The organism is Prevotella sp. P3-92, assembly GCF_002251205.1.
Lineage (GTDB): Bacteria > Bacteroidota > Bacteroidia > Bacteroidales > Bacteroidaceae > Prevotella.
Genome location: NZ_NPJE01000014.1, coordinates 49,731 through 72,858, shown reverse-complemented (window position 1 = coordinate 72,858; position 23,128 = coordinate 49,731). Strand labels below are relative to the sequence as shown.

Annotated in this window: 19 protein-coding genes and 1 pseudogene; 7 read left to right on the top strand and 13 right to left on the bottom strand. The window is 43.4% G+C overall.

Annotation, left to right across the window (positions count from 1 at the left end; all coding sequences use genetic code 11):
* Positions 1-440 precede the first annotated feature (440 nt).
* The 5 genes and pseudogenes from CIK93_RS01485 to CIK93_RS01465 all read right to left on the bottom strand — a co-directional run bounded on the left by CIK93_RS01485 (position 441) and on the right by CIK93_RS01465 (position 4,858).
* The gene (locus CIK93_RS01485; RefSeq protein ID WP_094389688.1) at positions 441-911 is read right to left on the bottom strand and encodes a helix-turn-helix domain-containing protein; all 471 of its coding nucleotides are present in this window, start codon (positions 909-911) and stop codon (positions 441-443) included.
* A 772-nt stretch (positions 912-1,683) separates the two neighbouring features.
* A complete protein-coding gene (gene holA / locus CIK93_RS01480) occupies positions 1,684-2,709 on the bottom strand; it encodes a DNA polymerase III subunit delta (RefSeq protein WP_094446363.1) in 1,026 nt (341 codons plus the stop codon).
* A 116-nt stretch (positions 2,710-2,825) separates the two neighbouring features.
* A pseudogene (locus CIK93_RS01475) lies at positions 2,826-3,065 on the bottom strand (sensor histidine kinase); the annotation flags it as partial.
* A 23-nt stretch (positions 3,066-3,088) separates the two neighbouring features.
* Entirely contained in the window at positions 3,089-4,342 is a 1,254-nt protein-coding gene (locus tag CIK93_RS01470) for a HAMP domain-containing sensor histidine kinase (protein WP_256387568.1), read from the bottom strand.
* Positions 4,343-4,348: 6 nt separating this feature from the next.
* Positions 4,349-4,858 (bottom strand): hypothetical protein, encoded by a 510-nt coding sequence (locus CIK93_RS01465; protein WP_094389684.1) that lies wholly within the window; start codon positions 4,856-4,858, stop codon positions 4,349-4,351.
* 121 nt (positions 4,859-4,979) lie between these two features.
* Here CIK93_RS01465 and CIK93_RS01460 point away from each other — a divergent pair, with 121 nt between their 5' ends.
* Positions 4,980-5,429, top strand: coding sequence for a type I restriction enzyme HsdR N-terminal domain-containing protein (locus CIK93_RS01460; RefSeq protein WP_094389685.1), 450 nt, complete (start codon positions 4,980-4,982; stop codon positions 5,427-5,429).
* Positions 5,430-5,539: 110 nt separating this feature from the next.
* Here the strand turns inward: CIK93_RS01460 and CIK93_RS01455 are convergent, their stop codons facing one another.
* The 5 genes from CIK93_RS01455 to CIK93_RS01435 form a co-directional block, all read right to left on the bottom strand.
* A complete protein-coding gene (locus CIK93_RS01455; RefSeq protein ID WP_094389686.1) occupies positions 5,540-6,382 on the bottom strand; it encodes a zinc ribbon domain-containing protein in 843 nt (280 codons plus the stop codon).
* A gap of 4 nt (positions 6,383-6,386) precedes the next feature.
* On the bottom strand, positions 6,387-7,175 hold the full coding sequence (locus tag CIK93_RS01450) for a Nif3-like dinuclear metal center hexameric protein (protein ID WP_094446361.1): 789 nt from the start codon (positions 7,173-7,175) through the stop codon (positions 6,387-6,389).
* 89 nt (positions 7,176-7,264) lie between these two features.
* Entirely contained in the window at positions 7,265-8,698 is a 1,434-nt protein-coding gene (locus CIK93_RS01445) for an amidophosphoribosyltransferase (RefSeq protein ID WP_094391454.1), read from the bottom strand.
* A gap of 141 nt (positions 8,699-8,839) precedes the next feature.
* Positions 8,840-9,562 (bottom strand): ABC transporter permease, encoded by a 723-nt coding sequence (locus CIK93_RS01440; protein WP_094446360.1) that lies wholly within the window; start codon positions 9,560-9,562, stop codon positions 8,840-8,842.
* A complete protein-coding gene (locus tag CIK93_RS01435; protein ID WP_158215451.1) occupies positions 9,559-10,131 on the bottom strand; it encodes an ATP-binding cassette domain-containing protein in 573 nt (190 codons plus the stop codon). Before CIK93_RS01435 ends, CIK93_RS01440 begins: the two co-directional genes overlap by 4 nt.
* A gap of 103 nt (positions 10,132-10,234) precedes the next feature.
* Between CIK93_RS01435 and CIK93_RS01430 the strand changes: the two genes are divergently transcribed.
* From CIK93_RS01430 to CIK93_RS01420, 3 genes are read left to right on the top strand one after another with little or no spacing between them, the layout of a single operon-like run.
* Entirely contained in the window at positions 10,235-11,173 is a 939-nt protein-coding gene (locus CIK93_RS01430; RefSeq protein ID WP_094446358.1) for an agmatine deiminase family protein, read from the top strand.
* A 1-nt stretch (position 11,174) separates the two neighbouring features.
* Complete coding sequence (locus tag CIK93_RS01425; protein WP_173815106.1) at positions 11,175-12,050, top strand: carbon-nitrogen hydrolase; 876 nt, start codon at positions 11,175-11,177, stop codon at positions 12,048-12,050.
* 47 nt (positions 12,051-12,097) lie between these two features.
* Positions 12,098-14,290, top strand: a complete 2,193-nt coding sequence (locus CIK93_RS01420) for a glutamine synthetase III (RefSeq protein WP_094446357.1) — start codon at positions 12,098-12,100, stop codon at positions 14,288-14,290.
* A gap of 625 nt (positions 14,291-14,915) precedes the next feature.
* Here CIK93_RS01420 and CIK93_RS01415 read toward each other — a convergent pair.
* Positions 14,916-15,539 carry a YiiX/YebB-like N1pC/P60 family cysteine hydrolase gene (locus tag CIK93_RS01415; RefSeq protein ID WP_094446356.1) on the bottom strand — a complete coding sequence of 208 codons (624 nt, stop codon included), beginning with the start codon at positions 15,537-15,539 and terminating at the stop codon, positions 14,916-14,918.
* A 421-nt stretch (positions 15,540-15,960) separates the two neighbouring features.
* On the opposite strand from CIK93_RS01415, the gene CIK93_RS01410 reads away from it, so the two are divergent.
* Together CIK93_RS01410 and CIK93_RS01405 are read left to right on the top strand one after the other, a co-directional pair.
* Positions 15,961-18,864, top strand: coding sequence for a glycosyl hydrolase 115 family protein (locus CIK93_RS01410; protein WP_094446355.1), 2,904 nt, complete (start codon positions 15,961-15,963; stop codon positions 18,862-18,864).
* A 69-nt stretch (positions 18,865-18,933) separates the two neighbouring features.
* Positions 18,934-20,163 carry a glycoside hydrolase family 27 protein gene (locus CIK93_RS01405; protein ID WP_094446354.1) on the top strand — a complete coding sequence of 410 codons (1,230 nt, stop codon included), beginning with the start codon at positions 18,934-18,936 and terminating at the stop codon, positions 20,161-20,163.
* Positions 20,164-20,358: 195 nt separating this feature from the next.
* Here the strand turns inward: CIK93_RS01405 and CIK93_RS01400 are convergent, their stop codons facing one another.
* Entirely contained in the window at positions 20,359-20,919 is a 561-nt protein-coding gene (locus CIK93_RS01400; RefSeq protein WP_254046708.1) for a M15 family metallopeptidase, read from the bottom strand.
* A gap of 344 nt (positions 20,920-21,263) precedes the next feature.
* On the opposite strand from CIK93_RS01400, the gene epsC reads away from it, so the two are divergent.
* Positions 21,264-22,172, top strand: coding sequence for a serine O-acetyltransferase EpsC (gene epsC, locus CIK93_RS01395; protein WP_094391446.1), 909 nt, complete (start codon positions 21,264-21,266; stop codon positions 22,170-22,172).
* Between the two features lie 92 nt (positions 22,173-22,264).
* Here the strand turns inward: epsC and CIK93_RS01390 are convergent, their stop codons facing one another.
* Entirely contained in the window at positions 22,265-22,768 is a 504-nt protein-coding gene (locus CIK93_RS01390; RefSeq protein WP_144007204.1) for a hypothetical protein, read from the bottom strand.
* Positions 22,769-23,128: the final 360 nt, after the last annotated feature.

Sequence of the window (23,128 nt, the reverse complement as noted above, 5' to 3'; positions counted from 1 at the left end):
CATTGTTGAATTCTGGCTCGTAAGTTCTCTCATGGGGGCTGCTCGACCCCAAACCCCTCGGTGTTTTCAGGTATTAGATTTTATCTTTACCTCTACCTGAAAATTGCACTTCTATCTTGAACTTACAAACACATAGACTAACAACATTCACAATAATCGGAAACAATAAGCCGAAGTACCTCATGCCACATCAATAATGGCCTATGTTAGAATCATAAGAAGGACAGCATCATTCACGCGTGAAGAGAGCGTGGAGAGAGCGTGGAGAGAGCGTGAATACAAGAAAAATATGCCATCGCAAGAATACGAGGGATAAAATCCAATCCCCAATCGACACCTTAGCAGCAATCGGTTGGGGACTGTTATGATTCGTATAAAATCTCTTAAGCCACTACTTGAATAACATATTCTATGGACTTAAACTGATAAATAATCACTCATCATTTCGATTTCGCAGGTACAAAGGTCTCGTAGGTCTGATCATCATAATAAACGCGAATCTCTGTAACCTTGCGCGGTTGTCTGTCAATGTTTTTCATATCACATGCAGAAAAATCCAATCGTGTACTTTTTACACCATGTGAATAACTATGTTGATAAGCCGGTTCTGCACGATCTTGAACTGCAGAATCAAAATCTAATGTTGGCTCCGATGGGGTGGAAGTGGCTGATAAAGAGCTATCGACAGGTTCTGAAGAGGCACCTATATGCATATCTCCGATACCCATCAACAACCAGTCGGTGTTTATAACAGGTATCTTCTTTTTGATGGCCTCGACAATGTTAAGGGTAGGACGGGTACGTCCATTGAATATACTGCTCAATGTTGCAGCCGACAATCCAACGAAGTCGGCGAACACTTGTTGACTCATATGCTGCTCTTCCATGACGAGCCTGATGCGATCTTTCATCTCCATAAGGTATGATTTTAGTGCAAAATTAGTATTTTGGATTCGGTTTACAAAGGTAAACAGAATTTTTGAGATACACAACAAATGTAGAAGGAATTTGTGTTTTAAAATTATAGCTTTCAAATTCAGAATTTAAAGCTCCAAAGCATCGAAGGGGTTGTTTTTAGATTTTGATTTTAAAACCAAAATTTCAAGTACTAAAAGTGATATCCCGCACGATTTTAGCGTTTTTTCTTAACTATATGGCTACTATTGTGTTATTTACGAAAATATGCTCAGAAGAAAGCCTCTATGCAATGTTAAGTAGGCAAAAACTACATAATTTTTTATTGGTTCCTTGTTGTATTTTACATAAAATACTGAGTTTAAGCATGTTATTTATATATCTTAATCATGTATAAATATCAATATTGATTTTGATACTGCAAGTTTTAAGTTTTAATATTGAAATTCAAACCTCAAAACTGATGGTTAAATTTCGATATTTATGTTTGTAAATTGTAAATTTGAACCAAAATTGCATCATGTTTTGATTTTGATATTTACAAAGCAAAATAAAAATAAACGTTAACGCCAAATTTTGAACTTCCCAAAAACGCAGTTTTTTTTATTTTGGATGAATTGTGAACAGAGGTCTGAAATGCTCAAAAATACGCGATTCTCAGAGGGGAAAAAAGCCAGAAAGATGAGTCAGAATCAGCGTTTCAGGCCTTTTTTTTATGTATTCAAAAAACTGTGAAATAGAAAAAAAGAGCCTCAAAAAGGCTCTTTTTTAGTGTAAAATATAGAAGATTAACTCCTTTGCAAGCTCTTCCGGAGGCGTATTAGGGTTATCCAGACCTTTGGTTTTTGCGTCAATCTCTCTAATCTTGGAAATTATCTGGAAAACCTTCATTGCGGTATAATTTCGCATACCCGTGATATAGTCGTTAGCCCCCCACGCATTACGCATTTCCAGCCATTGTGCAATAGCATCTCTATTGCCTCGATCTGGACAATAATAGGCAATCATGAGATTTTGGAAATAATTGAAGAGAAATGGGAGAACAGAGTAGAGCCCCCCACTCTTTGGATTGTTGTCAAAATAATTCATTATCTGGTTTGCCTTAAACACATCGCGGTTAATAATAGCATTCTTCAATTCAAACACATTGAAGTCCTTGCTCACCCCTATTTGGTCTTCCACCACCTGAGGTGTTACCCTTCGATTGGATTCAGGCAACGAAACAAGCACCTTATTGAGTTCCCCCACCAATCTATGAAGATCTGCTCCAATATAGTCGGCAATAATTTGAGTTGATTTAGGATCAATGGATGCATTGCGTTCATTAAGATACTTTTCGATGAACGCTGGCAAATCTCGGTCTTTGAGCTTTTGACTCTCAAAAAGCACACCAGCATCACGGATAGCTTTCACATATTCGCGTTTTCGTCCATCCACAGTACCGTTTTTATGGCACATCACAAGAATTGTGGAAGACATGGGTGACTTAAAATAGCGTTCTAACGGCTCAGTATCTTTTACATTCTGTGCCTCTTTAACTATAATGACCTGATGTTCTGCCATCATAGGATAGCGTTTGGCAGCATCTACAATCTGTGCAGCGTTGACATCTGATCCAAACAATACTGTTTGATTGAAATCACGCTCTTCAGGCAGGAGTACATTATCAGCAATCCAGTCTGCAATCTTGTCGATATAATAAGCTTCATCACCCATCAGATAATAGACAGGCTTAAACTTACGCGCTTTCAGGTCGCGCATTACATTCTCATAAGTCACTTTCTCTTGTGCCATATTGCTTACAAAGGTACGAATAAGCGAGCGAAAAACCAAATTATATTTTGTTTTTCCGAGCGTGAGTACCGAGCATCGCAGATGCTGAGGTACGAATAAGCGAGCGAGATCCCCTATTAGGAAAGAATACAACGTACCTTATTTATTACGAAACACGTTCCAGGGCCTTCGTATTCACGATCAAAAGCCAACGTTCCTCCCATTTGTTCTGCAATATGTCGCGCAACAGAAAGTCCAAGTCCAAGTCCTTTCTTAAAGGGATCAATCTTATAGAATTTCTCAAAGATACGTTCACGCAGTTCTTCAGGAATACCTATACCCGTATCACTCATATGAAACTCCACCCATTTCTTATCGGTAGAAAGTTTTGTATGACACCCTACACACTACCGTTTTCTGTGAATTTCAGACTATTGTTTCCCAAGTGCCATAGTATTTTCTTGAGTCCTACAAGATTGTTATGTATCATAAAATCATCGTCCACATCAATTCTATAATGCACCTGCAAACGTCCTTTATCTGCCTGTTCCAATTGGCGAATCATCTCATCACAAACCCTTTTTACATCGATCTCATCGTCGGGAGCATAGTTATGCCGACTCTCTTCGTCAGACAACTCGAGGAGCTCATTAATCAGACTTGTTATCAACTGGGTGTTATCGGTGATTCGTTTCACCACATCTTTTCGCGCCTCAGTACTGAGTGAATAGTCAGGATTTGCCATAACCTGCGAAAATCCCGTAATGATATGAAGTGGTGTGCGCAACTCATGACTGATATGCTTGACAAAAGAATCCTTCATACGAGTACTTTCTTTCGAACGGTCAAGCACTACCAGCAACTGGGCATTTTTCTTATGAATACGGTGCATAAAGAAAACCACAACGGCAACAAGCAACAACATGCACACAATAACCAAAGTAAAAAAAGCATAGATGGTATGTTCCTTGTCCTGTTGTTGTTCCTGTCGTAGCCTATCTATCTGATAGTGTGCATTAAGCTCATTAAGTTGATTACGAGTTTCTATCAGATTTCTCTCATCAACAGAATCCATCACACTTCGCAGGATTACAGCAGTCTTTTCACAATTTCCCATTCGAAAATATATATCTGCCCTTTGTCGCACTACGCGCAGCTGATCACCCATATAATGAAGTAATAGTGAACGGCAGCTATCAGCCATACTATTATAATGAAGGGCTTTCTGATAATCACCTTCATTGATATATAATTCTGCCATACGGTAAAGCACATCACGCCGTACATAATCCGAACGATTACGAGTGATACGCTCGGCTCCTGACAAGATCTTCAATGCTTCTGACACCCGATGTTCTTCTATGAGCACTATAGCGCGCACCAAACAGAAATACACATAGTTGGGTGATTTACTCAAACATTCTTCAGAGACGCCCAATTTCTCCTTATATATATGGCGTATTTGTTGCCAACGTTCCGTAGCATCCTTCAAATCACCATAGAGTTTTTCATCTGCCAATGCCCCACAATAGAATGGATATATACAGATAAGAGCCGCATGATAAGACTCGATATTACTCAAGGTCTGTATGCACTGCTTATAGTTGCGTATAGCCTCTTTGTTTTCACCCATATTACGATATAGGTTTGCCAGTACATACTACGCCAATCCTATGCCATATATATTATTTCTCTTCTTGGCATCTTCATACATATTGCGCACCTCATTCTGCGCTTTACTGCCTTCATTGGCGAAAATAAGGAAATTAGCCCACAGAGACCATGTCGAGTAATAGTAGTTCCAGCTCTTCTGTTGACGCAGGAAGTGGTGTGTCTCAGGAAACACATGCCGCAATGAATCGGCACATCCGTCCTTGAATACATAGTAGTTGACAAGAGCCGCCTTTGCCAAACAGCGCATTGGAATATTATCTTGCAATTCTGCCTCTCGCTGCATTTGAGCAATGGTTTGCCGCTCATTATCACCTGAATAGATTTGAACATAATACACATGCCGATAGGCATCCAACAGCGCTTGTCCTTCGAGCGACAATATAGCGTGGTGAATGGAATCAACCTGTCTGTCATTACTGTTTCCAGCAAGAGCCATCGTAGTACATTGAGCCTGCACAACGATTCCGGCCATTAGAATGATCCTTCGAATGTTCATTAGGTGCTTAATTGCTGCAAAATTACTCATTTATTTTGTGTTTCTATCTTTTTTCTTCATAGATATTTAATTTTCTCAGATATTTCTTCAATATCAAGAAAAAAAGCGGTAAGTTTGCAATATGTTTCAATTAAACCTTCCCTCATTTCCCATCCAGTTGGGTGGCACTCGCGAAAAACCGGAGATATTCGACTTTCTTCGTCGTCGCTATGTAAAGCTGACCCCAGAAGAATGGGTCCGCCAGCATTTTGTACATTGGTTGGTGACAGAAAAAGGCTACCCCAAAGGATTATTAGGCAACGAGATTGCGCTACAATGCGGTAGCAAGCGCCTACGTTGTGACTCTATCCTATACAATAAGCAGGCCCAACCCATGATGATAATCGAGTATAAAGCCCCTACTGTTGCGTTAAGTCAGAAGGTGTTCGACCAAGTTTCGTCCTACAACCTTTTACTACATGTTGACTATCTAATGATTAGCAATGGCATGCAACACTTCTGTTGTCGCATGGACTATGAGCATCGATGCTACAGCATCCTGCCTGACATTCCTAACTATGAAGATTTATAGGATTTTCATATTTAGCTCATAAGACCAGTTTATTTTCCCCAATTCATAAATAAGACAAAAGGCGCAGATTATTCTGCGCCTTTTATTTTATCAACGAATTAGGACTTGTATTAAGCCTCATCGTTGGCATCAGCAACCTTCTTCGTGGTTTTGCGGATAGCACGCTTGCGGGGTTTCTTCTCCTCTGCTTTTGGAGTAACGGTCTTAACACCAGCCAATTCCGAATCTACGAGGATACGTCCACAATACTCACAAACGATAATTTTCTTATGCATTTTGATGTCGAGCTGACGCTGAGGTGGAATCTTATTGAAGCAACCACCGCAGGCATCACGCTGCACATAAACAATACCGAGACCGTTGCGAGCGTTTTTACGGATACGCTTGAATGAAGAAAGGAGACGTGGTTCAATCTTAGCCTCAAGGTCTTTCACCTTAATTTTCAGTTTTTCTTCCTCTGCACGAGTTTCGTCCATGATCTCGTCGAGTTCGTTCTTCTTCACTTCCAAGGCCTGACGACGGTCTTCGATGTTTTCCTTATTGACAGCGAGCTCCTCTTTCTTCTCTGTCACACGATTCTGAGCCTCTCTGATTTTCTTATTACAGAGTTCGATTTCAAGTTCCTGAAATTCGATTTCTTTTGTCAGAGTGTCATATTCGCGGTTGTTCTTAACCTCGTCCAACTGCTTTTTGTAACGTTCCACGCTGACTTTGGCGTTTTCGATATCGCCTTTTTTCTGTACGATGGCAGTCTCATACTCATTGATATCTGCCTGGATTTTCTCGATACGAGTTGTCAATCCTTCGATTTCATCTTCCAGGTCCTGTACTTCCAAAGGTAGTTCACCTCTCAACGCACGCTTCTCGTCGATAGCCGAAAGCGTAGTCTGCAACTGATAGAGCGTCTTCAGACGTTCTTCTACCGGCATTTCTGATGGATCTTTTTTTGCCATTTGCTTATAGATATATAATTGGATTTGTATTTGTTTCTGCTATAAATGTCTTTACATCAGGATATTGACGTTGTATCACATCTTGGAATATTTCACTTGTAAACTGTTCGCTCTGATAATGTCCTATGACACATATCTGGATTCTCTGCTCATATCCGAAATACTGATGATAGTGCATTTCTCCTGTGATAAAGGCATCAGCCTGTTGGTTCACAGCCTCATCAAGCAAGAAGTCACCTGCTCCTCCGCATAGAGCTACCTTGCGGATTGGACGTCCCAATAGCTCATTGCAGAGCGCACATTCCACGTCAAACTGTCGTTTCACCAACAAGACGAAATCATCGGCAACCATGGCTTCGGGCAACAGGCCTATCACTCCACTACCCGATTGTGCGCTGTCAGCCTCACCATTAGCTTGGAGAAATTTCACTTCCTTAAGCCCCAATCGTTCTGCAATTTTCCAGTTGACACCATTTCTGGCATTATCCATATTAGTATGCATCGATGCGATAACGATATGTCGCTCTATGGCTTTCATTACCGTACGCTGCACATAATCTGCACCACAAATCTGCTTCAGTCCACGAAACAAGAGTGGATGATGACTGATAATCAGGTTACACCCTTTTTCTATTGCCTCATCAACAATTTTTTCGTTGACGTCAAGACACAATAATGCCCCTGAAACCTCCGCCTCTGTCAATCCAACTTGCAGGCCAGCATTATCCCAACTTTCCTGTAAGGGCAGAGGCGCGAACTGTTCAAGGGCGTCAAGCACTTGCTGTATTTTCACGCTTCTATGATATTTTATCAATATGCAAAGTTACTGTTTTTCATCGGAAAGACATAGTCCTTCCGATGAACATTATCATTTTTTAACGATTATTCTGGATCATTGTCATGCTCATGACAATAGCTACTACCATCAAAACAATGGGTGCAGACCCGATCTTTGGGCAATCCGATAGATTCGACAAGATCTTCCACATGAGCAAATTTCAGACTCGTCAGTCCCAGTTGCTTGGCTATTTCCTGCACCATGCGCTTGTATTCTGGTGAATCTGTTTTTGCATACTCTGCCAGTTTTGCATTTTCATCGCCCTCAAAATCCTTGATGATGCGACGGGTAATGAGTTCAAGAGGGCTCTTCTGTGAGGTAAAACCGATAAACGGACAACCATACACCAATGGTGGGCAAGAGATACGTACATGTACTTCCTTTGCACCATTATCGAAGAAGGTACGCACATTGTCGCGTAACTGGGTACCACGTACGATAGAGTCATCACAGAAAACAACACGTTGATCCTTCAAAATGGCAGGGTTGGGAATGAGTTTCATGCGTGCCACCAAGTCACGACGTTTCTGGTTGCCAGGAGTAAACGAACGTGGCCATGTTGGAGTATATTTCAATACAGCACGCTTGTATGGTACTTTCTTTCCGTGTGAGTAACCAAGTGCCATTCCTACTCCCGAATCGGGAATACCACAAACGAGGTCGGCTTCCACTTCAGTATCCTTCTCACCCACAATGCGTCCGTTCTTCTCGCGTACTGCTTCAGTATTGATTCCTTCATAGTCGCTGGCAGGAAATCCGTAATACACCCACAGGAACGAGCATATCTGACAACGGCTCATAGGTTTTTGCAACACTTCGATACCGTCGGCACGCAGTTTTACGATTTCTCCCGGACCTACATCGCGCAGTACTTGATAGTCAAGATTGGGAAAACTTGTCGTTTCGCTTGATACTGCATAGGCATCATCACGTTTTCCTATAACGATAGGGGTACGTCCAAGGAAGTCGCGTGCGGCAATAATACCATCTTCGGTAAGAATCAACATCGAGCACGAGCCCTGTATTTTCTGATAAACCTTATTGATACCATCCACAAACGAGTCTCCCATATTGATAAGCAATGCCACGAGTTCTGTCTGGTTGATGACATTCGCCGACATTTCACTAAGGTGCATGCGGTTGGCCAACAGTTCATCAGCTATTTCTCTAAGATTATTGATTTTGGCCACTGTGACCACTGCATAACGTCCCAAATGGGAGTTGATGATGATGGGTTGTGGATCTGTATCACTAATAACACCCAGTCCCTGATGCCCCTTAAAGTCGTCAAGTTCATCTTCGAAACGCGAACGGAAATATTGGCGTTCCAACGAGTGGATAGAGCGGTGAAAACCGCTTTCCTCATCAAAAGTCACCAATCCTGCGCGTTTGGTTCCTAAGTGCGAATTGTAGTCTGTACCGTAAAACACATCGTTTACACAGTCCTTAGTCGAGATCGTACCGAAAAAACCTCCCATTGTATTGCTTGTATTGAAATTACTATACTTTGTTTAGGTCTGCAAAATTACAAAAAATTCATGGAATTACAATAACCCATGCTTTTTTTTTAGTTTTCCATACCGTTTATTTATGCTATATCAATATTCCATCTGCCTCACTCAGCGTCGAAGCCACTCATAGACCATAACAGAAAGCAGTATCGACAACACCGAGCAACACACCATTCCAATAGTGGCTACTACAGCGAAAATACCTGCCTGTATTGGAGGCATCCCACTGAGCATCAACACACAAAGTATTGCAGGAACTGCCACGAGTCCAGTATCGCGCATCTTGGTCAGCAACGGATTAAGTGCTTTACTCATAGCTCGCACCAGAAATGGGCGCAAGGCTTCTGTTTGCGTTGCACCATTTCCCTGCAAATACTCAAACATACTGGCATGTACCTTGCGATTAAAAGCATAAGTGAGTAACCCACTCCTACTCGCTCTCAAGGCTTCGCCATGAAGCAGAGCCATTACAGGCACCCAAAACCAAATATTACCGAAGGGATTCTGACCCATAATCACCATCACCAGAAGCCCCACAATAAACGTAACAGGAACCACTCCTATTAATATTGGTACAACAAGCCACTTTTTTCGGCAATAAACCATCGTTACTATAACCTCCAACAATAGTAGCAACAGAACGTCAAGCCACCATACGGCTGATTGAAACACAAAATTAAATACCACGACCAGCACCAACATGGCAATAGCCCAACAACCTATTGTAGTGAGCAGACGATAGAGTAGTCGGCGGTCGTTCTTATAAAAGACGGTCAACGGAATGGCCAACAGCATGAGTCCGGCCAACAACTGAAAGATGATACTATTCATAGTTGTATCTGCTTTTGAGCAATTAGGGGGTTAACAACCAATACCGATGCTCCGTTGCGAGCTGCTTCCAAAAGCATTTTGTCTGCTGTCTGTCGTGTTGCTTCTGATATTTGTGACGAAGGTTCATCCACAACGACGAGCGTCTTTCGCAAGCCAACGGCACGATGCACAAGCGACAGAAACTGCTCGTCTGCAGTAAGTTGCGACCAAGTCCGACCATCTTCTTCACCTTGAGAAGATTCTTGTACTGAAGTTTCTCGACTATTGATTTTCAGCGAATTTACCGTTGCGTCACATTGTGCTATTGTATCATAGCCCTCTACCAGCGACAGTTGTTGCGGCACATAAGCTGTAGCGCGCCGAAAAAAAGGAGCCGACAATGGAGTTAGCAATTCGCCATCGATACTGATATGCCCTCCGTCGATAGACACCATCCCGAGCACAGCCCGAAGCAAAGTGGTCTTTCCTGTCCCTGCTTCACCATATATACCAACCATCTCACCATCGCCCACTGTCAGCGAGCAATCAGCCAAGAGTCCGTCAATCTTTACATGGTGTAATTCTAACATCGGTTGTTTTTTTGATGGCAAAGATACAATATAGTGAATAAAAAGCCAAATATATTCGTGATTTTCTTTTGTACTTCTCCCGATTTGCACTACCTTTGCACTCATGATAAAAAGTAAGAGACGAATGTTGGCCGAATGGGAACCGCAAAGTGCGGTACAACTGACATGGCCTCACAAAGATACAGACTGGGCTCCTATACTGCCAGAAATCACCGCAGTATATGAGGAAATGAAGCGAGAAATAGAAAGCAGAGAAACCGTTATCGTAGTCGATGACATACCACACAACGACACATGGGCACGCGACCATGGTTTCATTACCGTAGAAGAAAACGGCCAACTGATTCTGCTCGACTTTAAATTCAACGGATGGGGCGAGAAATTTGCCGCAGAACTCGACAACGATATCAACCGACAACTCTACGAACAACAGCTGGTGAAAGGCATTTACGAGTCACACCTCGATTTCGTTCTTGAGGGCGGTAGTATTGAAAGCGATGGCAAAGGCACTATCTTCACTACCACCTGTTGCCTGATGGCGCCACATCGCAACCAACCTCTTACACAACAAGAGATAGAACAACAACTGAAAGAATGGCTCGGAGCAGAACGCATCGTCTGGATCAACCATGGTTCGCTCATAGGTGACGATACCGATGGACATATTGATACACTGGTACGCATAGCTCCTAACGACACCTTATTATATATAGGGGCCGACGACGAACATCCCGACCTGTTGCTCATGGAGCAAGAACTCCAGCAGCTACGCACCATCGACGGACATCCCTACCGATTGCTCCGATTACCCATGCCACGTCCCATCTATGATGATGGCGAGCGACTACCTGCCACCTATGCCAACTACCTGGTGATAAATGGCGCCGTCCTCGTACCCACCTACAACCAACCGGACCTTGACCAAGAAGCCATAAGCACCATCGGCAAGGCCTTCCCAGATAGAGAAATCATTGGTATCGACTGTCGCGCTGTCATCCGGCAACACGGATCGTTACATTGTTGCACCATGCAGTATTACTAAGATGAAAACAGGAATCATTCAACAGCACAATACAGCGGACATACAAGACAACCGCCAACGACTGGCAGAGAGCATACGTTCGCTCGCCAAACAGGGTGCAGAACTCATCGTTCTGCAGGAACTCCACAATTCGCTATACTTCTGTCAGACCGAGAATGTCGATCTATTCGACTTGGCAGAAACCATCCCAGGCCCTTCTACCGATTTCTTCGGAGCATTGGCACGCGAACTCCAAGTGGTCATCGTCACCTCTTTGTTTGAACGACGTGCACCCGGACTCTATCACAACACGGCAGTAGTATTAGAGAAAGATGGTTCTATAGCAGGAAAATACCGCAAAATGCATATCCCCGATGACCCAGCATACTACGAGAAATTCTATTTCACACCAGGCGATTTGGGGTTCCACCCCATCCAGACCTCTGTAGGCCGACTTGGCGTACTGGTTTGCTGGGACCAATGGTATCCTGAAGCAGCACGCCTGATGGCACTACAGGGAGCAGATATGCTGATCTATCCTACCGCCATCGGTTACGAGAGTAGCGACACACCCGATGAGCAAGAACGTCAACGCATGGCTTGGCAAACCGTACAACGTGGCCACGCAGTAGCCAACGGACTACCCATAGTGACCGTCAATCGTACCGGCCACGAACCAGACCCCAGCAAACAAACCAACGGAATACAGTTCTGGGGCACCTCGTTTGTTGCCGGCCCGCAAGGTGAACTGCTCTACGAAGCACCACGCGACAGCGAAACCACAGCCATTATCGATGTCAACCTGCAACGCTCCGAACAGGTACGCCGTTGGTGGCCCTTCCTTCGCGACCGACGCATAGACCATTACGATGATATCATCAAACGGTTCATCGACTGACAATCAACTCTCTTCAACAAGCAAACAACAAACAACCCAAACAGAATATGGCAAACAATCTAAGATTCCAAGTGGTAGAAGAAGCCTTCAAGAAGCATGCACTCGATGTGGAGGCACCAAGCGAGAGACCATCAGAGTATTTCGGCAAATACGTATTCAGCCGACAAAAGATGTATAAATACCTACCTGCCGACATCTACAACAAGATGATCGACGTGATGGACAACGGCGCCCGATTGGACCGTTCCATAGCCGATGCCGTAGCGGCTGGCATGAAACAATGGGCAAAAGAGATGGGGGTAACCCACTATACCCACTGGTTTCAGCCACTCACCGAAGGAACTGCCGAGAAACACGATGCCTTCGTAGAACACGATGGCAAAGGCGGAATGATAGAAAAATTCTCAGGAAAACTGTTGGTACAACAGGAACCAGACGCCTCTTCTTTCCCCAATGGCGGTATCAGAAACACATTCGAGGCACGAGGCTATTCTGCCTGGGACCCCACAAGTCCGGTGTTCATCATCGACGACACACTCTGTATCCCCACCATCTTCATTGCCTATACTGGCGAAGCCCTCGACTATAAGGCTCCGCTATTACGATCTATCCATGCCGTAGACAAAGCTGCAACAGATGTCTGCCAGTATTTCTATGACGATGTCAATAAAGTGCAGGTCAATCTGGGTTGGGAACAAGAGTATTTCCTTGTTGACGAAGGACTCTATTCTGCACGTCCTGACCTACTAATGACAGGTCGCACCCTAATGGGACATGAGAGTGCGAAAAACCAACAGATGGATGACCACTATTTCGGAACCATCCCCGACCGCGTACAGGCTTTTATGAAAGACCTTGAGATACAAGCTCTCGAACTGGCCATCCCTGTAAAGACCCGCCATAACGAGGTTGCCCCCAACCAGTTTGAATTAGCCCCCATCTTTGAAGAGTGCAATCTGGCTGTCGATCACAACATGCTGCTCATGTCGCTCATGAAAAGGGTGGCCCGCAAACACGGATTCCGAGTGTTGCTCCACGAGAAGCCCTTTGACGGCATCAACGGATCGGGCAAGCACAACAACTGGAGCTTGTCTGCCAATAATGGTATACTACTCCACGCACCAGCTAAGACTCCTGAGGAGAATCTGCGCTTCGTCACCTTCATCGTTGAGACCTTGATGGCTGTTTTTCATCATAACGGACTGTTGAAAGCATCTATTATGAGTGCCACAAATGCCCACCGCTTGGGTGGCAACGAAGCACCACCTGCCATTATCTCGTCATTCTTGGGCAAGCAACTCAACGAACTCCTCGACCATATCGAAAAGAGTGAGAAAAACGAGCTCTTCAACCTAAAGGGCAAACAGGGCATGGAAATAGATATTCCACAGATTCCAGACCTCATCATCGACAATACCGACCGCAACCGCACATCGCCTTTTGCTTTCACCGGCAATCGCTTTGAATTCCGTGCTCCCGGTTCCGCAGCCAACTGCGCCTCGGCCATGATAGCACTCAATGCAGCGATGGCAGAAGCCCTCGTATCTTTCAAACAGCGTGTCGATGCACTCATCAACAAGGGCGAAAACAAAATTTCTGCTATTCTCGATGTGCTACGCGAAGATATACGCACCTGCAAACCCGTGCGCTTCGATGGCAACGGCTATTCCGACGAATGGGTAGAAGAGGCACGTCAACGTGGTCTCGACGTCGAAAAGTCATGTCCCATCATATTCGAGCGCTACCTCGACGAGTCGAGCGTCCGCATGTTCGAACAGACTAAGGTCATGAACCGCAAAGAACTTGAAGCTCGCAACGAAGTAAAATGGGAGATGTATGTCAAGACTGTGCAGATTGAAGCACGCGTATTGGGCGACCTCGCCATGAACCACATCATCCCTGTCTCTACCCACTACCAAAGCAAACTCATTAAAAACGTGCAGGGCATGAAAGACGTCTTTAGTGCAGAAAAGGCCGACAGACTCTCCTCACGCAATATGAAACTTATTGAAGAGATTGCAGAGCGCACCGAGAAGATTGAACAACTGGTAGAAGAACTAACCGATGCCCGTCGTGTAGCCAATCATATCGAGTCCATCCAACAGCGTGCCATCGCCTATCACGATACTGTAGAACCTCATATGGATGCCATCCGTTACGAGATAGACCATCTCGAAATGATTGTTGAGGATGGACTATGGACGCTACCCAAATACCGCGAACTGCTGTTCATCCGATAGCCGTTTGTCCTTTATCCCCCATCCCAAGCGCATGGCTTCTGCTTATTGAAGTCCATGACGCTTGGGATTTTCATTTCCTCATCACAAATACATCCCTATCAACCAATCATCTCACCGAGTAGCCTCATCAGCATAAACATTTGAGAAAGCTATTGTCACTCTTTGTCACCACTTGAGCTGCAGTTTCGTAGGCGTATCCGCGATGCTCATAAACTATCCATAAAAATAAAGAATGTCGTTTAGGAACATAACAGATTGATATTCTTTAAGACAACGTTTTACCAAGGTATTTCCATTGTTTGGCAAGAGTATTTTCTAACGTTTGACAAAGGTATTATCAACGTTTGACAAAGGTATTATCAACGTTTGACAAAAGTATTATCCAACGTTTGACAAAAGTATTATCCAACGTTTGACAAAAGTATTATCCAACGTTTGATAAAGGTATTATCCAACGTTTGACAAAAGTATTATCCAACATTTGATAAAAATGTTATCAAGGTATGAAAAAGTGATGATAAACATCAGCAACTCCGTTTATACATCGATATAAATGGTAGTAGTGAGCGAAATTTTTACAAAAACTAAAACCTTTTCGATTATGGAGCAATTTGATATCAACTGGCTATTGTCGCAGTTTCCCCCGAACAACAATCTTTTCACTTCTCGACAAGTTTCCCGGATTACTTCCAGGCTTTCCTTCCGGAACTTCCAAACCCTGGCGACCATAATACTCCTTCCAATAGGCAGTCACTTTTCCCGTCTTGTCATGAAACGACATGGGGATGGGATTAAACACCAGTTCACCATGTGGTGTCCTATAGCATTTTTGCACCAGTTCGCTACAATACATCGCACTATCTGACGGCATAAAATTGAAGTCGTATGGTGTACCGATAAACTGCATAGCCCGTTCCACCGAGCGTGCCACACCAGTAGTATCTTTGAGTTGCGCCACCACCACAGTCTGTCGCCTTGCCATAAAACTATCTATTGGAGTGAGGCACACCCCTTGGTGTATCGCCTCAAGTGCAAATGCCGCCCCCTTGTATTTATGGAAAATCGCCACATGATCTATTTGTTTTCCATCAAGTCCTGTTGTCACATCGGTAATGTTATTACCGTTTTCTGCCACGCAGAAGAGCAAGTCCCCTTCTGCCAGGCTTTTTACGTTTATCTCATTTTGTCCTCGTGTACCAAGACACATAGCTAAGCACACAACAACTGCCATATTTTTCATCTTATTCATTATGATTTCTACTTTACCCACATTTTGACAAGCAACAAAAGTAGGATTTTATTTTGAATTCAGCAAATGAAATGATGTTTTTTTATTGTTGTCCAGTAAAATGACTATCTTCGCTCATGATATTATTATTTCTAACAAAAACAAAGATAAACCAAAGGACTGATACCTCGTGAGAAGTATCTGCCCCAATATATGTTGTTTGCAAAAGTTCTAGTAGCCAGCAATAATTTCAAATAATCTCATCGTTAAATTAGCAATCAACAATTTTGTCAGCATATTGCTTCTACCCCTCAGCGTTTTATATACAACAACTGCGGCTTTGGGCACATATATATTTTTTTAGCATAGATAATGGTATTTGCTTGTAGTTCTTGTTTTTTTTTCTTAACTTTGTAGTCAATATATATAATCTTCATCACGTATGAAACTAAAACTGTTTGTCTTATTACTATTGATTATCATCGTTGTCATGCCATCGGATGCCCAAACACCTGGGACTTCCCACATGCCACCAGTTAATCAAGCAATACCACACATCAGCAACCACCTAAACGTGACAACAAATCTACCTGTCAAAAAGAGCATGCCAGCCGTTTCAGAGGCCAGAATACAAGATTATTTCCCTTTAAGCGAAGCTGTGATATATACCGATACTAAAGAGTATAAAGTCGTAAATATTACCGCAAATATGCTGGCCGATGATATTGAACGCGTCACAGGCAAACACCCCAGAGTTGTGAAAACGACATCACTCAAAAACATCCCAAAGGGAGGAGCTGTAGCCGTAGGAACTATCGGAAAAAGCCGTCTGATAGACGAACTGGTCAGACTGAAGATTATCGACGTATCTTCCATCACTGGCAAATGGGAGTCGTTTGTTATCACAACCATCAAACGTCCCAAACATGGTGGACAGTTGCTCGTGATAGCAGGTAGTGATAGGCGTGGAACAGCTTTCGGACTGACATCACTCAGCGAGGCAATCGGAGTGTCACCTTGGTACTGGTGGGCAGATATTATACCACCGCACAAAGATGCATTATATATTGAGCCTAAGACATTTATTCAAGAAGAACCATCTGTGCAATATCGAGGCATCTTCATCAATGACGAACGCTTTGGTGGATGGGCACGATGGGCCGAGAAAAAATATGGCAAGGTAGGACCTAAAACCTACGTACGGGTCTTTGAACTACTGCTACGCCTAAAAGCTAACTACCTCTGGCCTGCCATGCACCCAGGAACCCAAGCCTTTAATGCCAATCCTGATAATGCACAATTAGCTGATGACTATGCCATTGTGATGGGGTCGTCACACTGCGAACAGATATTGCGCAATAATGAAGGTGAATGGAAGGCTGTAGAACAAGAAAAACCTGGTTCTATGGGTGACTTCAACTACATCAACAATCGTCAGAAAATGCAAGATTACTGGGAGACACGTGTAAAAACCAATGGAAAATATGAGAATACCTATACGCTCGGTCTGCGTGGCATTCACGACTATCCCATGGAGGGCGCCAATACAACTGCCGAACGTGTGTCCCTGATGCAACAGGCTATCAACGACCAACGAGATATATTACAACGCAACATCAACAAACCAATCGAAGAGATACCACAAGTGCTTTGCACTTACGAAGAGGTATTAGAGGCCTACCATAACGGCCTGAAAGTGCCAGAAGACATCACCCTACTTTGGAGCGACGATAAGCACGGCTACTGCCGAAACCTTTGTAACCCTAAGGAGATGAAGCGCAAGGGAGGAGCAGGAATCTACTATCACCTCTCTTATCATGGCGATCCCGCCAGTTGGATATGGCTAAGCCCACTCTCGCCAGCCTTCTTAAGCACGGAATTGACTAAGGCCTATACCTATGGCGCACGCAAAATATGGGTATTCAACGTGGGTGACATCAAACCCGCTGAGAAGGAAATCTCTTTTGTGATGGAATTGGCTTGGGATATCAACCGTTGGAGTCCCTCCAAAGCGCACAACTATGTAAAATACTGGGCAACAAAAACTTTTGGTAACGAAGTGGCACAAGATATTGCCGACATGCAAACAGGCTACTATCGCTTGCAAGCAGCTGGTAAGGATGCTCATGTATGGTTTGTCAACTACAGTGCTGAGCAGATAGAGCAACGCATTGCAGAATGGCGCGCCTTATCAGCACATGCCACCGAACTAACCTCTCGCATACCAAATGCTCTTAAGGATGCATACTTCGAACTTGTCAGCTACTCTATTTGTGGTGCGGCAATGATCAACGAATACCAACTCCTAGCGCGTCGTAGTATGGTAAGAGCTACTGTTGGCGATAGCCTTGGAGCAATGACAGATGCCCAACGTGTAAGACAAATGTTTGACGGTTTGAATGATTTGACTCGCCATTATAATGAAGGTATCTTAAACGGTAAATGGCAACAATTCTTCAACTGGCAACCCTATCATTGGTTCCGATCTGAGAAAATTGAACAACCTATAGCCACACCTGAGCTTATTGCACAGGCTGCTAACGGGACAAAGGCTCGTTTGCTCTCAGTCAGCGAAGCCTTATCAAACAAGGGCGTCACTATTGTAAGTGATGTCAATTCAGAAATTCCTATCTGGATAGAAGCACTTACACCTATCCATAATTTCTCCAAGCTAGCAAAGGACAACGAGTTTTGTACAATTAAAACAGAGAGTGATAGTTTTGTTGCCTCTGCTACCCCAATTAATAATGTATGGCATGCACCATACGTCGGACCAATGTGGAGCCGTGTAGGAACGATACACCTCAAGAAAGGAGACAACCATATCTGCATCACCAACCTGAAAGCCGATGCCCGCATTGACCAAATATACCTCGGTCTTTATCCTCCATTCGTCAAAGAGCCTCGTCTGCGTATTCCCGCTTCGCTCTTTCAGTATACGCAAGGTGATATTCTGCGAGTGAAAGGATTAGGCTATACCGATGGTGTACTCGTTATGCCCTTCGACACACCATCATATAAGCAAGACAATCTGCAGGAAGCTCCATACGCAGAATTTGAAATCAACTTGCAGGAGAACGATAGCACTATCGAGATTCGCACGCTACCTACCCTACATGCGTATGAAGGCAGAGATATATGCTATGCAGTACAATTAGGTAACACAACTCCCACTATTTATTCAATTCATGCCAATGATTTCACCTCCGAATGGCGTTGGAATGTACTTCGCGGCTATGCCTCGCGCTGCATTCCCATCAATTTGACAGGCCGTCAGAAACTACGCATCTATCTCCTCGATCCTGGCATCGTACTACAAGAAATATTGGTTCATTCTTCAAAATAACATTCTTACCCACAAGTAAAGTGAAACAAAAACAGTTTTTTTAGAAACTTAAACAAATATTATATTATTATGAAATTATCAAACAAATTTATCGTCATCATTGGCATACTTACCATGATGACAATGCCTTGCAAGGCACAGAAGTGGGAACATTTGGCAGACACCCCTCAAATGGGATGGAGCACATGGAACAAGTTTCAAGGTAATATCTCTGAGGACATCATCAAGGGCATCGCTGATGTGATGGTAGAAACAGGGCTACGCGATGCGGGTTATACCTATATCAATATCGATGATTGCTGGCATGGGAAACGTGATGCCGACGGGTTTATTCAGGCCGACCCGATAAAGTTTCCAAACGGCATAAAGGCCGTGGCCGACTATGTTCACAGCAAAGGGCTTAAACTTGGCATCTATAGTGATGCAGGCTCTGCAACCTGTGCAGGCAGACCAGGATCACTCGGACACGAATATCAAGATGCTATCCAATATGCCCGTTGGGGAGTGGACTATCTGAAATACGACTGGTGTAATACCACCAATGTGAATCCCCAAGGAGCATATCAACTCATTAGCGACGCTCTCCGTTCTGCTGGTCGTCCTATTTTCCTAAGTATGTGCGAATGGGGCAATAGTCAACCTTGGAAATGGGCTCGTGAGATTGGCCATTCATGGCGTACCACACCCGATATATGGTGTCATTTCGATTCTTTGCGTGTATTCCCAGGCTACACCCAGTTTGGTGTGATGCAGTGCATCCAATTCAACGACTCATTGCGTCAGTACGCAGGCAAGGGATACTGGAACGACCCCGACATGCTGGAGGTGGGTAATGGTATGACAGAAAACGAGGATCGTGCCCACTTTACCATGTGGTGTATGATGGCCAGTCCACTGATACTTGGAAACGACCTACGCAACATGAGTGAGGCTACTCGCAATATTATTATGAACAAGGAGATGATAGCAATCAATCAAGACACACTTGGCATTCAAGGTCTGCACTATTGCGACCGTGATGGACTACAATTCTGGTTTAAGCCTTTGGCTGGTGGCGATTGGGCTTTCACCATTCTTAATCCCACACAGAATAACATTGTGTGTGAACTAAATTGGCAAGATTTCAATTTTATTGATTCGCAAGTGAGTAAAATGAGCACAGCTTTCAATACGAACATATATAAAGTCTATAACCTTTGGACACATAAGATGGAGGGCAAAACAAATTTAAAAAACAAAATTGTCCGTAAGGTTACTGTAAAATCTCGTGACGTTGTATCATATCGTTTAATAAAATAAGTTATTACTTTCTGGCAAATAGAAGGCACTCTCCGTCTCATTTTTACCAGATAACAATGGTACTATATTTTAGTAATTAAGAATAAGACAAAGAAAACATCATATTCATAGTGATTTCCATAAAAAATGTTGATTACGGCATCACCTTATGCAAATGATAGAAAGATAAGCAACTCCTAAGATAGCAAAACATGACTATTTCTCGAAGTGTTGATAGTCTTTTACTGTACGCCAATGTCCTCCCCAGACAAAACCATGTTGACGAAACAGACGATAGCATAGGTCGTGTTCTGTTATTTTATAGGGAAAGGAAGCCCGACGGTCTGCATATCTGCGGGCAGTAGAAGGTTGTATATAGAGCGTTCCATCTTTGCGGCGTCGCACGCATGGATTGTAGAGAGGATTGATGTCGATAGCTAATCCTCGCGCATGTTTAGAGAGTGTTTTACTTCCTGCCACTTTGCGATAGCAATAACACGAAGTATTATTGGCCCGCATGGATTGTTCATCGTCGTTATCATAGTCTGAGATAGGGCGAATGCGTTCTATGGGATATCGTTGTCGGTATAGTTCTGCAAATATCTCACGCAGGTCATCTGTTATTGTATGATTACAAACAATTGTTCCTGTATGTGTCACTCCTTGCCCATCGATATGTTTCACTTGAAGCGTATCGAGTCTCACCCCTGCCGGTTGTGCAGAAGTTGTCAGTAGTGTCAAGCACCATACCATAATAATTAGTATTTCTCGCTTCATCGCTACAAAGGTAGTGCAAACCGAGAGAAATACAAAGAGAAACAAAGTTTTTCTTTTATTTCCGAACTGACGAACGAAGAAAGTGCAGAGTCAAGCTCGCTTGAACTATGCCTTTCAAGGAGAAAGGAAACCAAAAGGTTAAGTGCAGCCTACCTTGGACCGCAGGTCAAAGGCAACGATCAAATAAGAAAAACACCAATTTTTGTAGCAACAAAGGCTGAGAGAAAATGCAATATAAAAGGAGTATTATGCACATATTTGATGAGAAATGCTTACCTTTGCAGATAAAATGAAATAAAAACGGCAAGAAATATTCACTTTTGAAAACAAAATACAGCACAATAATGACAAATGATAACATTAATGAGATACTGCTAAAGAATGTCAGCATCCTCTCACGACATTCGGAGAAAGAAGACAGTATGATGCCGAAAGGTAACGCTCCCCTGCCCTCTGTAGAGAGTGTGCGCAACATTGTGACGTTAGTGAAAAGCATCATTTTCAGCGACTATTTCTACCAACGACAACCACAGGAGGAAATCCGTTCCTATTATATCGGTGTAAAGATGGAAGACCTATACAAAGAGTTGAAGGAACAGATTGCCCGTGGACTACAGTTCTGCAAGCAGATGGGTGAAGAGGAAGTGCAACGCAAAGCCGAGACGCTGACTTTAGAATTTATTGATGAACTGCCAGAGCTGAAGCGTCTGCTCTATACCGATGTGGAAGCCATGTTCGACAACGATCCTGCCGCAGAAACCTACGGTGAGGTAATCTTCTGTTATCCAGTGGTCAATGCCATGACCCACTATCGCATTGCCCACGCCCTCCACGTGAAGAATATTCCCGTCATACCGCGTATCATCACCGAACAAGCACACTCCAAGACTGGTATCGACATACACCCCGGCGCTACCATAGGAGAGTATTTTGCTATTGACCATGGCACTGGTGTTGTGATTGGCGAAACCTGTATTATCGGCCATCATGTCACGCTCTATCAGGGTGTTACGCTTGGTGCAAAGAGTTTCAAATACGACGAGCAGGGTAATGTGCTTAACGTTCCACGCCACCCGATTATAGAAGACCATGTGACAGTATATTCCAATGCTTCGATACTTGGACGCATCACTATTGGCCACGATAGTGTGATAGGCGGTAACATCTGGGTTACACACGATGTTCCACCCCATTCACGCATTCAACAGTCGAGGGCGGTCGATGTATCATTCAATGGTGGATTGGGGATATAAATTCCTCTTGGATTAGACTGAGGTCGGATAAAGACTGAGAAAAAAAGAGGGCCTGTTTGGGTCCTCTTTACTTTTTCTCTTATATAACGATATTATTTAAATTCATCTTTCGGTACCATGATAAACTGTCTGTCTCCGGCAGCTCTTGTTCTTGTCACCTTTACCAGATTGAAAGCGGCGAGTGTTGAACCATCATAGTAATCGTCGAAATATCCACGGAAGTGTGGGGTTCTACCCACAGTGTAGATATCATAGTCGCGAACTACCACGGTTGTATTATCATCGTAGTCAATATATATTTTGCCACCTCTTACCGTCCAATCAAAATAAGTCTGACTACTGCGTCCTGTGTTGAGGTTGTAGTCAATTTCATACCCCGTACCACCACGTGAGAAGTCTCCTTCCTGTACAAAGGTTATCTCTGTTTCGTAGGTATCAGTCATGTGCTGACCATAGCGATAGTCATAAAACTCGCTTGAAAGTGTTCCACTCCATACGCCATCGAGGTCGTATGCCAAATCGGTATCCGAATCGCAACTGGTCATCACAAACATGGTGCAGATGGCCATCAGGGTGTAAGTCAATGTTTGTTTCATAATCATATATCGTTTAGTTTCTGGAAACAAAGGTAGTGCAAATCGAGAGAAATACAAAACATATTTCCCTTTTTTCTATAGGGAAACCCCTATTCTTCTGTAGGAAAATATATTTAACCCTTATTGCCCTTCAACGCAGAAACACGATTTTAGAGATAGAGTCCTACAAGAATCTATTAGTCGATTTATGATAAATATCATAGAATAGATTTTTTCACAATTTTCTTCATGGGTATTTGATTAAATTTTGCTATCTTTGCAAATGATAAGCATGAAGTGGCTGTACGAGTCCCACTTCAAAATTTCTTTTCCATTATTAACACAATCAATAAAGAAGCGGCACGATTGGGAAATCCTGCC